The organism is Alteriqipengyuania triglochinis, assembly GCF_054655655.1.
Genome location: NZ_BAAHNC010000002.1, coordinates 136899 through 155651, shown reverse-complemented (window position 1 = coordinate 155651; position 18753 = coordinate 136899). Strand labels below are relative to the sequence as shown.

Annotated in this window: 19 protein-coding genes; 10 read left to right on the top strand and 9 right to left on the bottom strand. The window is 66.0% G+C overall.

Annotated features, from left to right (window positions below):
- Positions 1-40 precede the first annotated feature (40 nt).
- The 4 genes from ACYQ0L_RS06470 (at position 41) to ACYQ0L_RS06455 (ending at position 3163) form a co-directional block, all read left to right on the top strand.
- A complete protein-coding gene (locus ACYQ0L_RS06470; RefSeq protein ID WP_226661464.1) occupies positions 41-490 on the top strand; it encodes a MaoC family dehydratase in 450 nt (149 codons plus the stop codon).
- 105 nt (positions 491-595) lie between these two features.
- Positions 596-1777 carry an acetyl-CoA C-acyltransferase gene (locus tag ACYQ0L_RS06465; RefSeq protein ID WP_459788217.1) on the top strand — a complete coding sequence of 394 codons (1182 nt, stop codon included), beginning with the start codon at positions 596-598 and terminating at the stop codon, positions 1775-1777.
- 85 nt (positions 1778-1862) lie between these two features.
- Entirely contained in the window at positions 1863-2525 is a 663-nt protein-coding gene (locus tag ACYQ0L_RS06460; RefSeq protein WP_459788216.1) for a hypothetical protein, read from the top strand.
- A gap of 32 nt (positions 2526-2557) precedes the next feature.
- The gene (locus tag ACYQ0L_RS06455; RefSeq protein WP_459788215.1) at positions 2558-3163 is read left to right on the top strand and encodes a DUF4126 domain-containing protein; all 606 of its coding nucleotides are present in this window, start codon (positions 2558-2560) and stop codon (positions 3161-3163) included.
- Positions 3164-3180: 17 nt separating this feature from the next.
- Here the strand turns inward: ACYQ0L_RS06455 and ACYQ0L_RS06450 are convergent, their stop codons facing one another.
- The gene (locus ACYQ0L_RS06450; protein WP_459788214.1) at positions 3181-4416 is read right to left on the bottom strand and encodes a polyhydroxyalkanoate depolymerase; all 1236 of its coding nucleotides are present in this window, start codon (positions 4414-4416) and stop codon (positions 3181-3183) included.
- Between the two features lie 251 nt (positions 4417-4667).
- Between ACYQ0L_RS06450 and ACYQ0L_RS06445 the strand changes: the two genes are divergently transcribed.
- The 5 genes from ACYQ0L_RS06445 (at position 4668) to ACYQ0L_RS06425 (ending at position 10369) form a co-directional block, all read left to right on the top strand.
- Complete coding sequence (locus ACYQ0L_RS06445) at positions 4668-6404, top strand: ABC transporter transmembrane domain-containing protein (protein ID WP_459788998.1); 1737 nt, start codon at positions 4668-4670, stop codon at positions 6402-6404.
- A 160-nt stretch (positions 6405-6564) separates the two neighbouring features.
- A complete protein-coding gene (locus tag ACYQ0L_RS06440; protein ID WP_459788213.1) occupies positions 6565-8733 on the top strand; it encodes a M13 family metallopeptidase in 2169 nt (722 codons plus the stop codon).
- An 82-nt stretch (positions 8734-8815) separates the two neighbouring features.
- Positions 8816-9625: an undecaprenyl-diphosphate phosphatase gene (locus ACYQ0L_RS06435; RefSeq protein ID WP_459788212.1), complete on the top strand. Its 810-nt coding sequence runs from the start codon at positions 8816-8818 to the stop codon at positions 9623-9625.
- 90 nt (positions 9626-9715) lie between these two features.
- On the top strand, positions 9716-9970 hold the full coding sequence (locus ACYQ0L_RS06430; RefSeq protein WP_459788211.1) for a hypothetical protein: 255 nt from the start codon (positions 9716-9718) through the stop codon (positions 9968-9970).
- Positions 9971-10090: 120 nt separating this feature from the next.
- Positions 10091-10369 (top strand): pentapeptide MXKDX repeat protein, encoded by a 279-nt coding sequence (locus ACYQ0L_RS06425; protein WP_459788210.1) that lies wholly within the window; start codon positions 10091-10093, stop codon positions 10367-10369.
- 112 nt (positions 10370-10481) lie between these two features.
- On the opposite strand, the gene phhA is transcribed toward ACYQ0L_RS06425, so the two are convergent.
- From phhA to ACYQ0L_RS06400, 5 genes are all read right to left on the bottom strand, one after another.
- A complete protein-coding gene (gene phhA / locus ACYQ0L_RS06420; RefSeq protein ID WP_459788997.1) occupies positions 10482-11417 on the bottom strand; it encodes a phenylalanine 4-monooxygenase in 936 nt (311 codons plus the stop codon).
- 74 nt (positions 11418-11491) lie between these two features.
- A complete protein-coding gene (locus ACYQ0L_RS06415; RefSeq protein WP_459788209.1) occupies positions 11492-12343 on the bottom strand; it encodes an HTD2 family dehydratase in 852 nt (283 codons plus the stop codon).
- Entirely contained in the window at positions 12343-13563 is a 1221-nt protein-coding gene (locus ACYQ0L_RS06410; RefSeq protein WP_459788208.1) for an acetyl-CoA C-acetyltransferase, read from the bottom strand. Before ACYQ0L_RS06410 ends, ACYQ0L_RS06415 begins: the two co-directional genes overlap by 1 nt.
- Positions 13563-14732 carry an acyl-CoA dehydrogenase family protein gene (locus ACYQ0L_RS06405; RefSeq protein ID WP_459788207.1) on the bottom strand — a complete coding sequence of 390 codons (1170 nt, stop codon included), beginning with the start codon at positions 14730-14732 and terminating at the stop codon, positions 13563-13565. Before ACYQ0L_RS06405 ends, ACYQ0L_RS06410 begins: the two co-directional genes overlap by 1 nt.
- A 71-nt stretch (positions 14733-14803) precedes the next feature.
- Positions 14804-15142: a hypothetical protein gene (locus ACYQ0L_RS06400; protein WP_459788206.1), complete on the bottom strand. Its 339-nt coding sequence runs from the start codon at positions 15140-15142 to the stop codon at positions 14804-14806.
- A 165-nt stretch (positions 15143-15307) separates the two neighbouring features.
- Between ACYQ0L_RS06400 and ACYQ0L_RS06395 the strand changes: the two genes are divergently transcribed.
- Entirely contained in the window at positions 15308-16318 is a 1011-nt protein-coding gene (locus tag ACYQ0L_RS06395) for a polysaccharide lyase domain-containing protein (RefSeq protein ID WP_459788205.1), read from the top strand.
- A gap of 16 nt (positions 16319-16334) precedes the next feature.
- Here ACYQ0L_RS06395 and ACYQ0L_RS06390 read toward each other — a convergent pair whose 3' ends face one another.
- Genes ACYQ0L_RS06390 through xth form a run of 3 tightly spaced genes read right to left on the bottom strand, consistent with a single transcriptional unit; the run spans position 16335 to position 18720 of the window.
- Complete coding sequence (locus ACYQ0L_RS06390) at positions 16335-16856, bottom strand: GNAT family N-acetyltransferase (protein ID WP_459788204.1); 522 nt, start codon at positions 16854-16856, stop codon at positions 16335-16337.
- Positions 16853-17974, bottom strand: a complete 1122-nt coding sequence (gene ribA / locus ACYQ0L_RS06385) for a GTP cyclohydrolase II (RefSeq protein ID WP_459788996.1) — start codon at positions 17972-17974, stop codon at positions 16853-16855. Before ribA ends, ACYQ0L_RS06390 begins: the two co-directional genes overlap by 4 nt.
- Positions 17923-18720 carry an exodeoxyribonuclease III gene (xth, locus tag ACYQ0L_RS06380; protein ID WP_459788203.1) on the bottom strand — a complete coding sequence of 266 codons (798 nt, stop codon included), beginning with the start codon at positions 18718-18720 and terminating at the stop codon, positions 17923-17925. The genes ribA and xth overlap by 52 nt, the downstream gene beginning before the upstream one ends.
- Positions 18721-18753: the final 33 nt, after the last annotated feature.

The window sequence follows — 18753 nt, the reverse complement described above, 5'->3', positions numbered from 1 at the left end:
GCGCCGTCCGGCCCGCGAAAGACATTGGAGGATGACAGGAATGAGCCCGCAGGACATCGCCGAAAAGGTCGGCGAACAGATCGGCACCAGCCCCTGGGTCGAGATCAGCCAGGAACGGATCAACCAGTTCGCCGAGGCGACCGGCGACCACCAGTTCATCCACGTGAACGAGGAAGCGGCCAAGATGACGCCGTTCGGCGGCACCATCGCCCACGGCTTCCTGACCCTGTCGATGATCCCCTATCTCAGCGCCGAGGCCGACCTGCCCAAGCCCGACGGCATCAAGATGGCCGTCAACTACGGCGGCAACAAAACGCGCTTCATCAACCCGGTGAAGAGCGGCAAGAAAATCCGCGGCCACTGGAAGCTCCTCGAAATGACCGAGAAGCGCCCCGGCCAGTGGCAGCAGACGGTCGAGATCACGATCGAGATCGAAGGCGAGGAAAAGCCCGCCCTGATCTGCGAATGGATGACGATGTTCTTCGTCTGAAAATTCCTGGTGTGAGTCCCAGCGGAAGCTGGGACCTCATGCGATCAGGCAGCAAGAATAAGGAGGTCCCAGCTTCCGCTGGGACTCAGCAAGAGGACCCTTCCCATGACCCGCAGCGCAGTTATCGTATCCACCGCACGCACCGCCATCGGCCGCGCCTACAAGGGCGGCTTCAACGACACCAAGGGCGCAACGCTCGGCTCGTACTCGCTCGCCCCCGCGATCGAGCGCGCCAAGATTGAGGCCGGCGAAATCAACGACGTCGTATGGGGCGCCGCGCTCCAGCAGGGCGCGCAGGCGGGCAACCTCGGCCGCCAGGTCGCGCTGCGCTCGGGCTGCCCGATCGGCGTTTCTGGCATGACCATCGACCGCCAGTGCTCCTCGGGCCTGATGGCGATCTCGACCGCGGCGAAGCAGATCATCGTCGACAACATGGATATCGTCGCCGGCGGCGGCCAGGAATCGATCAGCCTCGTCCAGACCCCCGAAATGCGCGTCATGCCCGATCCCGAGCTGATGGCGATGCACAATGCGGTCTATATGCCGATGCTGCAGACGGCTGAAACGGTCGCCAAGCGCTACGGCATCAGCCGCGAAGCGCAGGACGAATACGCGCTCCGCTCGCAGCAGCGCACCGCCGCCGCACAGGAAGCGGGCAAGTTCGACGACGAGATCGTGCCCGTCACCGTCACCATGAAGGTGAAGGACAAGGAAACCGGCGAGGTTTCCGACCAGGAAGTGACCGTCGCGAAGGACGAAGGCAACCGCCCCAGCACCACGCTGGAAGGCCTGCAGTCGCTCAACCCCGTGATGGGCCCCGACAGCACGATCACAGCCGGTAACGCCAGCCAGCTGTCCGACGGTTCGTCCGCCAGCATCCTGATGGAAGAAAAGCTGGCCGAGAAGCGCGGCCTGACCCCGCTCGGCCGCTATGTCGGCATGGCGGTTGCGGGCACCGAGCCTGACGAAATGGGCATCGGCCCGGTCTTCGCGATTCCCGCCGTGCTCGAACGTACCGGCCTCAAGATGAGCGATATCGGCCTGTGGGAACTGAACGAAGCCTTCGCGGTGCAGGTGCTCTACTGCCGCGACAAGCTCGGCATCCCCGACGAGGACCTGAACGTCAACGGCGGCTCGATCTCGATCGGCCACCCCTACGGCATGACGGGCGCACGCTGCGTCGGCCACGCGCTGATCGAAGGCAAGCGTCGCGGCGCCAAGTACATCTGCGTCACCATGTGCGTCGGCGGCGGCATGGGCGCGGCGGGCATCTTCGAAGTCCTCTGACGCTGCGAGATTTCGCATGATACAGGGCGGCACCCGGGGAATACCGGGGGCCGCCCTTTTTCGTTCGGCAGGCGGAGGATTGCTCGTGAATGTCAGGATGATCGGATGTGCGCTCGCGGCGCTGGCGCTGATGGCATGCGAGGGGCAGGACGATCCCGCCGGAAAGGCCGACGCGCCTGCGCAAGCCGGGCGGCCGGGCGAGGAGGCGGGCCCGCCAGCATCCACCCCGGCATCCCCGCCAGCATCGGCTTCCTCCGCGGGAAACGCGGCCGGCTCAGCGGGATATTCTTCGCACTACACCCCCCTCGACCTTGCGACCTGCACGGTGACCGATTCGGAAAGCGAGGAGGGCCAGTGGGCCGAGCGGACCTGCCCCGGTTATCGCGGCATTCCCCTGTTCGTGGACGATGGCGACGGGCGGTTCGATATCGATGCGGGCGTGCGCAATGAGAAATTCCAGTCTTTGGGTGCCTTCAACGATCCGCCCGACACGATCGAATGGCGCATGAAGGACGGCGTGCCCTTTGCGATCATTTACCGCCTTACCGACGCGAGCCCGGACGATGTCGGGCGCACCGTGCTGATGGTCGAACGGATCGGAACGGCGCAGCGGCCCGGCTGCACCGTGGCGCAGGTTGTGGGGAGCGCACAGGGCGCGAATGCCAGAGCTCGCGAATTGGGGGACCGCACTGCCGCAGGATTCGATTGCGCAGCGGGCAAGCCGGAAGCGGTCGGCAAAGCGCGCTGATGCATACCGGCTGATCGTGCTATAGGCAGGCGATGGGTGTGATCGAACTCCTCGGCCTTGCAGGCTCGATCAGCCTGCTTTCGGGCTGGCGCCTTTACGCGAGTGTGCTGGTCACCGGAATCGCGATGCGCACCGGCTGGGTCCCGCTGCCCGAACAGCTGCAGGTGCTCGACGTGCTCGCCAACCCCTGGGTGCTGGGGATCGCGGCGGTCGGCACGGTGATGGAGTTTCTCGCCGACAAGGTGATGTGGCTCGATTCGATCTGGGATGGGATCCACACGCTGATCCGGCCCGTCGGCGGGGCGCTGCTGGCGCTGGCGATCGTCGATCCGGCCGATCCCGCGTGGCAGGTCGTCGCCTTCCTGCTCGGCGGAGGAGCCGCCTTTGCCGCCCATGCGGGCAAGGCAACCGCCCGCGCGGCGGTGAACACCAGTCCCGAGCCGGTCAGCAACGTGATGGTCTCCACGGCGGAAGACGTCGCAACCGTCGGGTTGCTGGCGGTCGCCATAGCCAACCCGGTCGCCGCCGCAGTCATCGCGCTGCTGCTGTTGACGGTCTGCATCTGGCTGGTCGTGGTCGTCCGGCGAACGCTGCGGCGTTTCCTGCGAAAGACCAGGCAGCCCCGCGACCTCGCCTAGCGGAGCGCCATACCGGCCTAGCCGTGGGCTTCCATGAACTGCTCGATCACCGGCGCGACCTTCGTGCGCCACTTGCTGCCGTTGAAGATGCCGTAATGCCCCGCCCCCTCGACGAGGTAGTAGCGCTTCTTTTTCTCGGCCAGGTTGCGTGCCAGCGGCAGCGCGGCCTTGGTCTGGCCGATGCCCGAGATATCGTCGCGCTCGCCTTCGACGGCCAGCAACGCGGTCTGCTCGATGTCGCCGAGGTCGATCACCGTGCCGCGATGTTCGAAGCTGTTGTTGGGCAGCGAGTGTTCCTGGAACACCTCCCGCACGGTCTGGAGGTAGAATTCCGCGGTCATGTCGCAGACCGAACGGTATTCGTCGTAGAAATCCTTGGTCAGCTGGGCGCTTTCGTCCTCGCCCGCGACGAGATGCTTGTACATCTCGTAATGCGACAGGATGTGGCCGCCCAGGTTCATGCTCATGAAGCTCGCGAGCTGCATGAAGCCGGGATAGACTCGCCGCCCGCTGCCCGAATATTGCGCGGGCACGGTGGCGATAACGTTCTGCTCGAACCAGCTGAGCGGCCGCTTCATGGCCATGTCGTTGACCGTGGTGGGGCTTTCGCGCGTGTCGATCGGGCCACCCATCATGGTGAGCGTTTTCGGTGCGGCCTCGTCCTTCGCGCCGTTCATCAGCGCAGTCGCGGCGAGCGCGGGCACCGATGGCTGGCAAACCGCGACCACATGCGCCGCGCGGCCATCGTTACGCCCGGCGATGACCTGCAGGAACTCGACGATGTAGTCGATGTAGTCGTCGAGGTCGAAACGTCCCTCGCTCATCGGGACATCGCGGGCGTCGTGCCAGTCGGTAATGTAGACTTCCGAATTCTCGACCATCCGCTCCACCGTGCCGCGCAACAGCGTGGCGAAGTGCCCGCTCATCGGTGCGACGATCAGGACGCTGGGCGCATCTTCGGGCAGGTCGTTGCGGCGGAAGCGCTTGAGGTCGCCGAAGGGGCGGTGCAGCACCAGCGTTTCGACCACCGGATCGGGCTTGCCGTCCACCATCACGCTTTCGATGTCGAACTCGGGCTTGCCGCGGCGGATGGTTGCATGGGCGAAAACTTCCAGCGCCGACCCGGCGATCGGGCCGATGCCGCTATAGGCCAGCGGATTGCGCGGATTGGTCAGCAACTCGGAGCCGATCGAGGCCATCGCGCTGGCGCTGTTGAGCCAGGCGGCCTGAATTTCGTAGGCGTGGTAGAGCAAGGCAAACCCCTAAAAAGTCACATATCCGGCATTATAGCCGGTCCCGTAGGCGCAGCCTGCCGGGCTTGGTGTATTTGTGCAATGCACAAGATTGCGTCCAAGGTCCATGCCCCGTGGATTTCCGCGCGCCGTCCCGCTAACCGGGTGCCGCAATGGCACGTGACAATCAGCGATCGAGGCGCCGCCGCGGCGGCGGTAAGGAAGACGGGCGAGCAAAGGGCGAAAAGGCCCGCTCGCTCGCGCCGCTGCGGATGGTTTACCGCGAGGCGGCGCGCTACCCGCGCCAGACCGCGCTCGCCTTCGCCGCTCTCGTCACGACATCGGCGGCGACGCTGGCGATCCCGTGGCGCTTCAAGGTCATCGTGGACGAGGCGTTCGGCGGGTCCGCCGGCCCGGCCGAGATCGCGCATGCCTTCGAATATCTGCTGATGATCGTGGTGGTGCTGGGCATCGGCACTGCCATGCGGTTCTATTTCGTCAGCTGGATCGGCGAGCGGGTCGTGGCCAACCTGCGGCTGAAGGTGCAGCGCAACCTGCTGCGCCAGTCGCCCAGTTTCTACGAAGAGAACAGCCCCAAGGAAATCTCCAGTCGGATGACCTCCGACACGGCGATCATCGAAACGGTCGTGGGCACGACGGTGTCGGTCGCGCTGCGCAACCTGCTGACCGCGATCGGCGGTATCCTGCTGCTGCTGTATCTCGCGCCTTCGCTGACCCTCGGCCTGCTGATCGGCATTCCACTGGTGCTGGCGCCGATCGTGATCTTCGGGCGCAAGATCCGCACGGTTTCGCGTTCCAACCAGGATCGGGTGGCCGATGTCGGCGCCTATGTGACCGAAGTGTTGAGCGCGATGCCGATCGTCCAGAGCTTCGGCCAGGAAAAGCGCGAGGGAGAGCGCTTTTCGGGAGTGGTGGAGCGCACGTTCGAGACCGCCAAGCGCCGCATCCTGCTGCGCGCGGCGATGACATCCATCGTCATTGTGCTCATTTTCGGCGGGATCACGATGGTCATGTGGCGCGGTGCGCTCGCCGTGTCGGAAGGCGTGATTACCGGCGGCACGATCACCGCCTTCGTGCTCACCGGCGGTCTGGTCGCGGGCGCATTCGGCTCGCTGACCGAGGTCTACGGCGATCTGCTGCGCGGAGCGGGCGCGGCGGACCGGCTGGCCGAACTGTTGCAGGCAGAGCCGACGATCGCGCCGCCCGCCAAGCCGCAGCCGCTGCCCGTGCCCGCGCGCGGCAGCCTCTCGTTCCGCAATGTCGGCTTCACCTATCCCTCGCGCCCCGGAGAGCCGGTGGTCGAGGACATCAGTCTCGAAGTGGAGCCGGGCGAAACCGTGGCACTGGTCGGCCCGTCGGGCGCGGGCAAGTCGACGCTCTTCATGCTCGCCCAGCGATTCTACGATCCCGAAGAGGGCACCATCCGGCTCGACGGGATCGCGCTGCCCAGCGCGGACCCGGCGGAAATTCGCGCCCGCATGGCCTATGTTCCGCAGACGGGCACGCTGTTTTCGGGCAACGCGCGCGACAACCTGCGCTATGGCCGGTGGGACGCGAGCGACGACGAGATCTGGGAGGCCGCGCGCCTCGCCAATGCCGCCGAATTCCTCGAAACCCTGCCTCACGGGCTCGACACCAGTCTGGGCGAGGACGGCACCCGGCTTTCGGGCGGGCAGCAGCAGCGCATCGCGATCGCGCGTGCGATCCTGCGCGATGCGCCGATCCTGCTGCTGGACGAGGCGACCAGCGCGCTCGATGCGCAGAGCGAGCGGCTGGTGCAGGATGCGCTCGCCCGGGTGATGCGCGGGCGCACGACGCTGGTCATCGCGCACCGGCTGGCGACCGTGCGCGAGGCGGACCGGATCGTGGTCCTCGATGGCGGGCGGATCGTCCAGCAGGGCACGCATTCGCAGCTGCTCGCCCAGGGTGGCCTCTATGCGCGACTCGCGAAGCTGCAATTCCAGGCACCGGAAACCGGCGCTGCGTGACCTGAGGGCCTGATCGGAGCGCACGTGATCGACCAGCGACATAGCAGGGTCGACGGGCGTCGGCACTATGGCCCCGCGCAGGGCTATGGCATGATCGCGCGCAAGCCGCCGTTCATCGCGGACGGCGATAGTGCAAATGTTTGAACAGAGGGCACAATCTATGATCCGCACACTCCTAGCCACCACTGCCAGCGTCGCCGCGCTGGCGCTTGCCGCGCCCGCCATGGCGCATGACGGACCGGCTGGCGACGATATCGAACTGCTGGTGCAGGATGGCGATGCGGCCGAGGCGCAGACCCCGACCATGAGCTTCGGCGAATGGGGTGTGGACCCGACCACGCTGTCCGACAGCATCGATCCGGGCGACGACTTCTTCGCCTACGTCAACCAGGAATGGCTCGACGCGAACCCGCTGCCGCCCGAATACAGCCGCTTCGGCGCGTTCAACCTGTTGCGCGAAAAGTCGACCAGCGATGTGAAGACGCTGGTGGACGGCCTGCTCGCCAAGCCCGCAGCGCAGCTGACGGCGGACGAGCAGCGCATCGTCGATGCGTATAATTCCTATTTCGACACCGCCGCGATCGACTCGGCCGGCCTCGCCCCCGCGCAGCCTTATCTCGACAAGATCCACAACGCCAAGACGCTGGCCGAACTCGCTACCCTGTGGGGCACGCCGGGCTATTCCGCGCCGCTTGGCGGCGGGGTGAGCGTCGATTCGAAAGAGCCGACGCGCTATTCGGTCTATGTCGGTTCGGGCGGCCTCGGCCTGCCTGACCGCGACTACTATCTCGACGAGAGCGAGAAGGGCCGCGACATCCAGGCCAAGTATCGCGAATACCTGACCTTCCTGATGACCGAAGCGGGCTATGACGATCCCGCAGGCATGGCGCAGTCGGTCTACGACTTCGAGGACACCATCGCCCGCACCGTATCGTGGGACCGCGCGACGCGCCGCAACCGCGACCTGACCTACAATGCCCTCACGCCGAGCGAGCTGGGCGCGATGTCGGGCGGCTTCCCGCTGACCGCGATGCTGACCGCGAGCGGCTTTGCCGAGACCGACCGCTTCATCGTCGGCGATCTCCCGCCGAGCCTCGAGGAAGCGGAAGAGCTGGGCCTGACGCAGGAAACGCTCGACAAGATCGGCGGCGGTACGCCCGCGATGATGGAACTGATCGTAAACACACCGGTCGAGATTCTGCAGGCGTGGACGATCAAGGAATTCCTCGAAAACAACGCCTCGGTCCTGCCTTCGCGCTTCGACGAGGCGGACTTCGCGTTCTACGGCAAGGTGCTGCAGGGCACGCCCGAACAGCGCCCGCGCTGGAAGCGCGCGATCGGCGAATCGGAAAGCCTGCTGGGCGAGCTGCTCGGCAAGTCCTACGTCGCCGAGTACTTCCCGGCGGAAAACAAGGCCGCGATGGAAAAGCTCGTCACCAACCTGCGCCGCGCGCTCGCCAACTCGATCGAAGAGCTGGACTGGATGGGTGAGGAGACCAAGGAAGAAGCGCTCGCCAAGCTCGATGCGTTCGATCCCAAGATCGGTTACCGCGACAATCTGGAAACCTACGAAGGCCTGACGATCACGCCCGGCGATCCGATCGCCAACCGCATGGCGGCGGCGCGCTGGAGCTGGCAGGATAGCCTGTCCAAGCTGGGCGGCCCGATCGACCGCACCGAGTGGTTCATGCTGCCCCAGACGGTGAACGCGTACTACAACTCCACCAAGAACGAGATCGTGTTCCCCGCAGCGATCCTGCAGCAGCCCTTCTTCGCGCTCTCCAACGATCCGGCGGTCAACTACGGCGGCATCGGCGGCGTGATCGGGCACGAAATGGGCCACGGTTTCGACGACCAGGGCGCCAAGTCCGACGGTACGGGCATGCTGCGCAACTGGTGGACCGATGCCGATCGCGAAGCCTTCGAAGGGCTGACCGATGCGCTGGTCGCGCAGTACGACGCGTTCTGCCCGCTCGACGATGGCGAGACCTGCGTGAACGGGCGTCTGACGCTGGGCGAGAATATCGGCGATCTCGGCGGGCTCAGCCTTGCCTACCGCGCCTACAAGCTCAGCCTGAACGGCAAGGAAGACAAGGTGATCGACGGGCTGACCGGCGACCAGCGCTTCTTCCTCGCCTGGGCGCAGGTGTGGCGCAGCCAGCAACGCGAGGAAGCGGCGCGCCAGCGCCTGCTGACCGATCCGCACAGCCCGGAACAGTACCGGGTGAACGGCATCGTGCGGAACATGGACGCATGGTACGAGGCGTTCAACGTGACCCCGCAGGACGATCTGTACCTGCCGCCGGAAGAGCGGATCAGCATCTGGTAAGGCGCAACACGCCTTTCAAATCGGCAACCGGGGGCCGTGCGAGGTTGACTTGCACGGCCCCTTTGCTTTCAGGCTGATCGCCATGGATACCATCGTCTCCGCCATCCTCCTCGGCATCCTCGAAGGGCTGACCGAATTCCTGCCCGTTTCCTCCACCGGGCATCTGATCCTTGCGCAGGCGTGGTTCGGCTACGACCCCGCGCTGTGGCGGCAATACAATATCATCATCCAGCTGGGTGCGATCCTCGCCGTGGTGGTGACCTACTTCAAAACCTTCTGGTCCATGGGCACGGGGCTGCTGCGCGGAGAGCGCAAGGCGATCATGTTCGTGCGCAACATCCTGCTCGCCTTCCTGCCTGCGGCGGTCATCGGCCTGCTGATCCTCGACGTGATCGATGCGATGCTCGAAAGCCCGGCAGTGGTCGCGACCGCGCTGATCATCGGCGGGATCGCGATCCTCGTCCTCGAAAAGACGATCCCCACGCGCGAGGAGCAGGGCGTCGAGGCGCTGTCATGGAAGGCGGCGATCGGGATCGGCTTCGTCCAGTGTCTCGCGATGATTCCGGGCACCAGCCGCTCGGGCGCGACCATCATGGGGGCGCTGGCCATGGGCGTGGGCCGCAAGACGGCGGCCGAGTTCTCGTTCTTCCTTGCCGTGCCGACCATGCTCGGCGCATCGGTGGTCAAGATCTTCCAGGAGCCCGAGCTGCTGGAGGGCACCGCCACGATCGGCTGGACCCATATTGCGCTGGGGTTCTTCGCCAGCTTCCTCGTCGCGCTGGTCGTGGTGCGCGCCTTCGTCGCCTATGTCAGCAAGCGCGGTTTCGCGCCCTTCGCGTGGTACCGCATCCTTGTCGGTTCGGTTACGCTGATCTGGCTCTTCGCATTCTGAAATCGCGCAAAAGCGCACTTTTCGGGAACCTGATGCGCGCCTGTCGGTTCGACGGAAACATGCTTATAACAAGTTAAGTTTTCGAGGCTGATGGGCTTACTGGTTCTTCTTTCTACCGGCGCGGTGCTGGGCTGGCTCGTGGCTCTGGTCACCGGGGCCGAGCATACGCGGGCCGCGTGGCTGCGGATCGGTCTCGGCTCGGTGTCGACCGTCGTGACCGGCGCCCTCGTCAGCGAGAGTTCGTTGATCCACACGCTGGGCGCGAATGCGCTGCTTCTGGCGATTGTCTGCGCCTGTATCGTCCTCGCGTTGGTATCCGTCATGGAGCCGCTGACCCGGCGGTAGCCGTTTTCCCCAAGATAGCGCTGTCCCGCGCCGATACGGACCTGAATGCGGCAATTTCAGGGTATCCGTGTGGCGAAAACATGGCTATGCGGATCGCCCAACCAATTCAGGGGAAGAATGATGAAGACCACTTTCAAGGCAGCAATGCTCGCTTCGACCGTCGCTCTGGGCCTCGGCGTCGCCGCTTGCGGTGAAACCGAAACCGCCGACACCACCACCGAAGACGCGATGGCGGAAGACGCGATGGCTGAAGACGCCATGGCCGAAGACGCGATGGCCGAAGACGTGATGGCTGACGATGCGATGGCCGAAGACGCCATGGCCGACGAGACCATGACCGAAGACGCGATGGCTGACGAAGCCACCGACGAAACCGTCGAAGAAGAAGCCGCCGAGTAATCGCGCTTCGCCTTCTGGCGAATTCGACCGGCCCCGAAGCGATTCGGGGCCGGTTTTCTTTTGTTCGTGTGGGATGCCTGCCCGACGCGTGTCGCCCGCTCCGGGGCGCGGTTCAGACGGGCCTGGCGCCGCTGCCCAGCCCGCCGCGCAGGTTGTATTCCTGCGTGCCCACCTGCAGCACATCGTCGGTGTCGATCACCGCCGTGGTCGCATAGGTGAAGTGCGGGGGCAGCCGCTGGTAGAGCCGCGCGAAGTCGCGCTCTTCGGTCTTGTGGAACAGGTCCTCGAAGCTCTCGATCACGAAATAGGTGTTCTGCAGGTCCGAGATCACATAGTCCGTGCGCATCACCCGATCGACGTCGAGCATGATGCGGTTGGGGCTTTTCGCCTCGACCGAGAACTGCACCTCGGTGGGGCCGGACAGGATGCCCGCACCATAGGCGCGCAGGCCCTCGTCCTCCTGGATCAGGCCGAACTCGACCGTGTACCAGTACAGCGCGCCGAGCGCCTTGAGGCGGTTATACTGCATCGCCCGCCAGCCGGCCTTGCCATAGGCTTCCATATAGTCCGCGAAGACCGGATCGGTCAGCATCGGCACGTGGCCGAACACATCGTGGAACACGTCGGGTTCCTGGATGTAATCGAAATCCTCGCGCGTGCGGATGAAGTTGCCCGCCGGGAAACGGCGGTTGGCGAGGTGGTAGAAGAACACCTGATCGGGCACGAGCGCGGGCACGGCGACCACGCTCCACCCGGTCAGCTGTTCGAGATCCTCCGACAATTCGCCGAAATCGGGCACGCCGCCGCGATTGAGATTGAGCTTGTCGAGCCCGCGCATGAAGGCCGAACATGCCCGCCCGGGGAGCAGGTTCATCTGCCGTTCGTACAGATCGTTCCAGACCGCATCGTCTTCGGAGGTGTAGGTCGACTGCTTTTCGAGCCAGTCTTCCCCCAGATGCTCGGGCCGCTTGAGCGGCGCGGTGAATACCTTGTCCGACGGGGTCGGGATGGTGCCAAAGTCGGTTTCGGGTTCGAGGACGGTTGCCATATCGGTAAGCATACCAAACCCCGTGGAGTCGTGCAATTTGCGTTGCTCATCGCGCACGCAAAAGGGTCGCCGGTCTAGAGGTGCGCGGACGCCTGGGTCAGCACCGCCCCGCCATCGTTCAGGGCGGCCAGCTCAAGCCCTTCGTCCACCCGGCGTACCGCGAGGTGCAGCTTGTCGCCCGCGATTGCGGGAGAGCGCGCCGAAAAGGCGAAGCTGCGCACACCATCGGGCCCGCCCAGCTCGGCGGCGAGCTGGAGCAGCAGGGTCGCGATCAGCGGACCGTGGACCACCGGCCCGCGATAGCGCTCGACCTCGCGGGCATAGGGCGCGTCGTAGTGGATGCGGTGGGTGTTGAAGGTGAGCGCGGAAAAGCGGAACAGCAGTGCCTCGTTCGGCGCCAGCGTCCGGACGCGATCCCACGCAGTGGGGTCGAACAGCGGCTCGCCGACCGGTGGAGGCACGAGGGCCGCGTCGCTTGCCGCAGCCTCGCGGTAGACGAGCGTCTGCACCTCGCGGATCGCGGGCGCGCCGCCCGCAGCCAGTCCATGTTCCAGTTTGAGGAAGGCGAGCCGCCCGCTGCGGCCGTCCTTCTCCTCGATCGAGAGCACGCGGCTGGTTTTCTCGATCCGGTCGCCGAGCGCGAGCGGACGCAGGAACTCGATCTCGCTGCCCGCCCACATCCTGCGCGGCAGGTCGATCGGCGGGTAGAGGCTGGCGGGATCGTCGGAGCGGGCGGGGTGCCCGTCTTCCCCCAGCATCGCGGTAGGCGCCTGCGGGGTGCACAGCGCGAAGTGGATGCCCTGCGGCATGGCAGCGCCTTGCCGAGCCGACAGGTCGAGCGTCGCAAGCCAGCGCGCGGCGAGCGACTCGTCGAGTCGGTCGGCGGCCCGCGCCTCGCGCCCGATCCACGCAGACCAGTCGGGCACTAGGCTGCGCGCTCGAACAGGGCGGCTAGGCCCTGTCCGCCGCCGATGCACATCGTCTCCAGCGCATAGCGCCCTTCGCGCCGGTGCAGCTCGTGCGCCATGTCGGCGAGGATGCGCACGCCGGTCGCGCCGATGGGGTGACCGAGCGAAATGCCCGATCCGTTGACGTTGAGCATGTCGCGCCGCGAATCGTCCTCGCTCCAGCCCCAACCCTTGAGGACGGCGAGCACCTGCGGGGCGAACGCCTCGTTCAGTTCGACGACGTCGATATCGTCCCAGCCCTTGCCGGTACGCGCGAAGAGTCGTTCGGTGGCGGGCACGGGGCCGATGCCCATCCGCGCCGGATCGCAGCCGGCAGCGGCCCAGCCTTCGAACCACAGCAGCGGTTCGAGGCCGAGTTCGGCCAGCTTGTCTTCCGACACGACGAGGCACGCGGCGGCGGCATCGTTCTGCTGGCTGGCATTGCCCGCGGTGACGATCCCGTCCTTCTCGATCGCCCGCAGGCCACCGAGCGTTTCCATCGAGGCATCGGGCCGGAAGCCCTCGTCACGCTCGAAGCGGATCGGGTCTTTCCGGCGTTGCGGCACCTCGACTGGCACGATGTGCCCATCGAACTTGCCCGCTTCCCATGCGGCGGCGGCCTTCCGGTGCGAGGATACCGCGTATTCGTCCGCCGCCTCGCGGCTGATGTCGTAATCCTTCGCGAGGTTTTCCGCCGTCTCGATCATGCCCGAGATGACGCCGAACCGCTCGATCGGCTGGCTCATCAGCCGTCCGCGCGTCAGCCGATCCCACAGCGCCATGTCGCCCATCTTCGCGCCGTGGCGGGCCTTGGTGGTGTAATGCTCGACATTGGACATCGACTCGACGCCGCCCGCCAGCACGCAGTCGGCCGCGCCGGTCTGCACCATCATCGCCGCTTCGATCACCGCCTGCAGGCCTGAGCCGCAGCGCCGGTCGAGCTGGAAGCCGGGCGTCTCGATCGGCATGTCGGCGGCGAGCCAGGCCCAGCGGCCGATCGCGGGCGCTTCGCCGCTGCCGTACCCTTGCGCAAAGACCACGTCGTCGACTCGCGAGGGATCGACGCCGGAGCGTTCGACCAGCGCCTTGATGATGATCGCGGCGAGCGGCCCTGCCTCCAGCGGGGTCAGCGTGCCGAGGAACCGCCCCACGGGCGTGCGGAGCGGCGAGACGATCGCGGCGCGGCGCAGCTGAGCCATCAGGCCTGCGCCCCGGCGGCGAAGTTCCGCAGCATGTTCTTGGCGATCACCAGCTGCATGATCTGGCTGGTGCCTTCGTAGATCGTGTAGATCCGGCTGTCGCGATAGAACCGCTCCGCCTCGTATTCGGCGAGGTAGCCCGCGCCGCCGTGGATCTGCACGCAGCGGTCGGCCACGCGGTTGCACATTTCGGAGGCGAACAGCTTGGTGCAGGCGGCGGGCAGCAGCGAAGGCTCGCCCGCGTCGACCTTGGCGGTGGCATCCTTGAGCATGCACTCGGCGGCGTAGATCTCCGCTTCGCTGTCCGCCAGCATCGCCTGGATCAGCTGGAACTGATTGATCGGCTCGCCGAAGGCCTTGCGGTCCTGGGCGTAGCGCATCGCGGTATCGAGGATACGCCGCGCATAGCCCGCACTCGCCGCCGCGACGGACAAGCGCCCGTTGTCGAGGCTCATCATCGCGGTGCGGAAGCCCTTGCCTTCCTCCCCGCCAAGCAGCGCATCGCCATCGACGCGAACGTCGTCGAAATAGATGTCGGCGATCTGGCTGCCTTCCTGGCCCATCTTCTTGTCCGGCTTGCTGACCGTGACGCCCGCCTTTTCCATGTCGACGAGGAAGGCGGAGACATGCGCGTTCTTGGGCAGCGCTTCCTTGCTCGTGCGCGCCATGATCAGGCCCAGCTTCGCGAAGGGCGCGTTGGTGATGTAGCGTTTGGAGCCGTTGAGGATATAGCCGTTGCCGTCCTTCACCGCGGTAGTCTGCATCGCGGCGGAGTCCGATCCGCTGCCCGGCTCGGTCAGCCCGAAACACGCGATCTCGCCCGCGGCGAGGCGCGGCAGCCATTCGGCCTTCTGTTCTTCGGTCCCGGCGTTCTTGAGCGCGGTGCACACCATGCCGAGGTTGATCGAGGTGATCGAACGGTAGGCGGGCAGTGCGTAGGAGAGGACGCGGATCGTCTCGACATATTGCGAGGTATTCATCCCCGCGCCGCCGTATTCCTCGGGCATGGTCAGGCCGAACAGGCCCATTTCACGCATCTCGTCGAGGATCTCCTCGGGAATCGCGTTCGCTTCGATCACGTCCTTCTCGGCAGGGATCAGCCGCTCCTGGATGTAGCGTTTGAGCTGCTCGATGAATTGTTCGAAGGTGTCTGCGTCCATTCCCGACATGCGTAGTATTCCTCTCCCTTGGTTCGCGTGCGATCCGGGCGGGCGCGTTGCTCGCTCCGCCCGGAAGCCGCTCAGTTTTCGGTGCCCATGTTCTCGAGCTCGGCCTGGATGTCGGCCGCCGCGGCTTCGGCCGCTTCGGCATCGCTCTGCATCCGCTCGCGCTCGCTGGCGACGCGTTCCTCGTCGGTCTGGGTTTCGACCGGGGCGGGGGCCGGCATGGGCTCGGGCGAGGCAAGCTCGTCGTCCTCGATCGGCTCTTCGTTGACGTCGCTCAGCGCTTCGTCGGCCATGATCTCGACATCCTCGGCCACGACCTCGTCGCTCGCGTCGTCGGAATCGCCACACGCGGCGAGGGACAGGGCGCCGAGCGTGATCGCCCCCGCCAATCCGGTTCGAATTGTGAATTTCATCTGCGCATACTCCAATGGAAAAATTGCGGGCTACCGGCGATTTCGCACCACCCGCGCGGCGCCGAATTAAGCAGAGGATGACCCGCGGGCAAAGGGAAATCCCCTGAGCCGAGCATGCCGGAGGGTTAGCCGAGTGTTTACCATTATGCATTAGTCATCCCGCCCATGGCCCATGTTCACGACCTTTCCGACCATCCGATCCGCAACCGTCCGGCGCCGGGGCGGCCATCGATGCTGCTCGCAGGCCTTGTTGCCGTAGCGGCGATCGCGCTGATCCCGATTGCAGCGCTGATGGCGCAGTCGGGCGGCGCGGCCTTCACCGTCGTCGAAACCAATCGCCGCTATGCCAGCCTGCAGGCGGCGGTCGACGCGATCGGCCAAGGCGAGGGGAGCATCGCCATCGCGCCGGGCACCTATCGCCAATGCGCCGTACAGGGTGCCGGGCGGATCGCTTACCTGGCGAGCGAGCCGGGCCGGGTCGAGTTCACCGGCACCGCGTGCGAGGGCAAGGCGGCCCTCGTCCTGCGCGGTGAAGAGGCCAGCGTTTCGGGGATTGTCTTCAGCAATATCGCGGTCGACGATGGCAATGGCGCGGGCATCCGGTTCGAGGCGGGCAAGCTGACCGTCGCCAATAGCTGGTTCCGCAACAGCCAGCAGGGCATCCTGACTGCCGGTGGCCCGATGATGCGCCTCGTGGTCGACAAGTCCACCTTCACCGCGTTGGGCACGTGCGAGAATTCGGGCGGCTGCGCACATTCGATCTACACCGGCGATATCGGCCATTTCCGGCTGACCCGCAGCCGGTTCGAGCAGGGCACAGGCGGTCACTACGTGAAATCGCGCGCCGCCCGGGTCGAGATCGCTGCGTCCAGCTTCGACGATTCGAACGGCCGGGCGACCAATTACATGATCGACCTGCCCGCCGGTGCGCGCGGCCAGATCACCAACAACTGGTTCGTGCAGGGGCGCGACAAGGAGAATTACTCCGCCTTCATCGCGGTGGGAGCGGAGGACCAGCTCCACAGCTCCGACGGGCTGACCATTGCCGGCAACGATGCCCGCTTCGTGCCCGAACTTTCGCGCGAATCGACCTTCGTCGCGGACTGGACCGGGGCGCAGCTGCGCATCGCCGACAACCGCCTTGCAAGCGGGCTCAAATCCTTCGAGCGCCGCTGAGCCGATTTGCGGATTGTCAGTTCTGCGGCTTCACGCTGAAGCCGGGAGCATAGGTCACCTCGCCTTTCGGGCGGGGCCCGTCGCCCAGCATCCGGACCTGGAAAAACTCGGGCTGCACGTCGCGCAGGATCAGCTCCGGATCGGGCCGGAAACCATATCGCTCGTAAAGCCCGGGTTCGCCCAGCAGGACGATGCCTTCGGCGCCCAGCTCGCGCATCCGCTCGATCCCCGCTTCCGCCAGCTGCGAACCGATTCCGGCGCGCTGGCGCGTGGGCATCACCGAAACCGGACCGGCCGCGTACCAGTTGCCGGTCCCGTCGGAAATGCGAACCGGCGAGAAGGCGATATGCCCGATGATCGCCTCGTCCATGTTGGTTGAGACCAGCGACAGGCTCAGGTCGCCGCTGGCGCGCAGGGCATTGACGATTTCGTGCTCGTTACCGTCCGATCGGTCGGCCTTGGCGAAGGCGGCGCGGGTCAGCGCGCAAATCGCCGGGATATCGGCCTCGCGCTCTTCGCGAATTGTCAGCTTCCTCATGGCAGGAGATGGCCGGACCGGTCCCGCTTCGTGGCAAGATAGCGCTCGTTGTGAGGATTGATACCCGTGCTCAAGGGGACCCTTTCGACGATGTCTATTCCCAGTTGCTGCAGCGCGGTAAGCTTCGCCGGGTTGTTCGTCAGCAAGCGAATTCTGGGAATCCCCAAAAGTGAGAGCATCCGTCCCGCAATGGGAAAGTCCCTCGATTCGTCGGGCAGGCCGAGCCGCTGGTTGGCCTCGACCGTGTCGTGCCCCTGTTCCTGCAACTGGTAGGCGCGCAGCTTGTTGACCAGCCCGATTCCGCGCCCTTCCTGCCGCAGGTAGAGCACCACCCCGTAGCCGCCCGCCTCCGCCTCGTGGGCGAAGGCGTGCAGCGCCGCGTCGAGCTGCGGGCCGCAATCGCACTTGAGGCTGCCGAAGACGTCGCCGGTAAGGCATTCCGAATGCACCCGCACCAGCGGCACGCGATCCGCACTCTGTTGCCCGATGATGAGCGCGGCATGTTCGCGCAGATCGGCGGGCGAGCGGAAGATCGCGATCTGTGCATCGCTCGCCGCAGCGGTGGGCAGGCGCGTGCGGGCCGCGATCCGCAGGTGTTCGGGCGCGGAGAACGCCGCGAGGTCGCCGGTGCTCACGGCGACTGGCGTATCGTCCACGTCGGGGTCGATCAGGAATGCCGGCAGGATCCCTGCGCGCCGGGCCATGTCGAGCGCGCTGGCGGGCCAGTCGTCCGCGGGCAGGGGCAGGGCGCGAAACGGACCCTTCATCGGATGACTGAGGTCGAGCGCCGGATCGGCCACCGCGCGCGCCAGATCGAGCGCGAAGGCTTCGCCGCCCTCGATCAGCACCGGCGCATGAGGAACTGCGGCATCGCGCTGGTTGGCGAGCTTGAGGGTCTGCGCGCGCGCGGCCGAGATCAGCATGCGCGCCGCCGATGCGTCGGGCTCCGCCGCCGTCTCTACCGGCAGCAGCACCGGGCCCTGATCGACCCGGATCGGCCAGCCATGGCGCAGGGCGTCGATCGCCTGGGCAAGTGCCCTCGCACTGCCGCCGGAAGCGGGCTCGCTCAGAGGTCGAACTCCGTCGTCAGCGGCACGTGGTCCGATGGGCGCTCCCAGCCTCGCGCTTCTTCGAGGATGGAGTGGCCGGTCGCCTGCTTCGCCAGTTCGGGGCTGGCCCACATGTGGTCGAGGCGGCGGCCCTTGTCGTTGGTCTGCCAGTTCGGATTGCGATAGCTCCACCAGCTGTAATACCGCTCCGGCGCAGGCACGTGCTCGCGGCCGATATCGGTCCAGCCGTGCGCGTCCATGAAGCGCTGCAGCGCCTCGACCTCGACTGGCGTGTGGCTGACCACTTTCAGCAGCTGCTTGTGGCTCCACACGTCGCTTTCGAGCGGGGCGATGTTGAAATCGCCCACGATCAGCGTGGGCTGCTCGACCTTTTCGGCCCAGCGCGTCATGCGTTCGAGGAAGTCGAGCTTCTGGCCGAACTTCGCGTTCACCTCGCGGTCGGGGACGTCGCCGCCTGCGGGCACGTACACATTCTCGATCACCATGCCCTGATGCGCGGGATCGGTCAGCTGCACGCCGATATGGCGCGCCTCGCCGTTATCCTGCCAGTCGTGGCGGGAGAATTCCTCGAACGGCAGGCGGCTGACGGTGGCGACGCCGTGGTAGCCCTTCTGGCCGTGGATCGCGATATGCTCATACCCGAGTTCGCGGAACGCCTTGGCGGGGAAGGCCTCCTCGACGCACTTGATCTCCTGCAGGCACAGCACATCGGGTGCGTGGGCGTTCAGGAACTGCTCGACAAGCGGCATCCGCAGGCGGACGGAATTGATATTCCAGGTGGTGACAGAAACCATGCGGGGGGACTTAGGCGCGGGCTCGGGCGCCCG

Coding starts and splice junctions, on each gene's coding strand:
- xth (WP_459788203.1), bottom strand. CDS start 18,720: ATGGTTTCTGTCACCACCTGGAATATCAATTCCGTCCGCCTGCGGATG.
- ACYQ0L_RS06405 (WP_459788207.1), bottom strand. CDS start 14,732: ATGTCGGGAATGGACGCAGACACCTTCGAACAATTCATCGAGCAGCTC.
- ACYQ0L_RS06390 (WP_459788204.1), bottom strand. CDS start 16,856: ATGAGGAAGCTGACAATTCGCGAAGAGCGCGAGGCCGATATCCCGGCG.
- phhA (WP_459788997.1), bottom strand. CDS start 11,417: ATGGCAACCGTCCTCGAACCCGAAACCGACTTTGGCACCATCCCGACC.
- ACYQ0L_RS06455 (WP_459788215.1), top strand. CDS start 2,558: ATGGGTGTGATCGAACTCCTCGGCCTTGCAGGCTCGATCAGCCTGCTT.
- ACYQ0L_RS06425 (WP_459788210.1), top strand. CDS start 10,091: ATGAAGACCACTTTCAAGGCAGCAATGCTCGCTTCGACCGTCGCTCTG.
- ACYQ0L_RS06395 (WP_459788205.1), top strand. CDS start 15,308: ATGGCCCATGTTCACGACCTTTCCGACCATCCGATCCGCAACCGTCCG.
- ACYQ0L_RS06465 (WP_459788217.1), top strand. CDS start 596: ATGACCCGCAGCGCAGTTATCGTATCCACCGCACGCACCGCCATCGGC.
- ACYQ0L_RS06410 (WP_459788208.1), bottom strand. CDS start 13,563: ATGGCTCAGCTGCGCCGCGCCGCGATCGTCTCGCCGCTCCGCACGCCC.
- ACYQ0L_RS06440 (WP_459788213.1), top strand. CDS start 6,565: ATGATCCGCACACTCCTAGCCACCACTGCCAGCGTCGCCGCGCTGGCG.
- ACYQ0L_RS06435 (WP_459788212.1), top strand. CDS start 8,816: ATGGATACCATCGTCTCCGCCATCCTCCTCGGCATCCTCGAAGGGCTG.
- ACYQ0L_RS06430 (WP_459788211.1), top strand. CDS start 9,716: ATGGGCTTACTGGTTCTTCTTTCTACCGGCGCGGTGCTGGGCTGGCTC.
- ACYQ0L_RS06470 (WP_226661464.1), top strand. CDS start 41: ATGAGCCCGCAGGACATCGCCGAAAAGGTCGGCGAACAGATCGGCACC.
- ACYQ0L_RS06400 (WP_459788206.1), bottom strand. CDS start 15,142: ATGAAATTCACAATTCGAACCGGATTGGCGGGGGCGATCACGCTCGGC.
- ACYQ0L_RS06445 (WP_459788998.1), top strand. CDS start 4,668: ATGGTTTACCGCGAGGCGGCGCGCTACCCGCGCCAGACCGCGCTCGCC.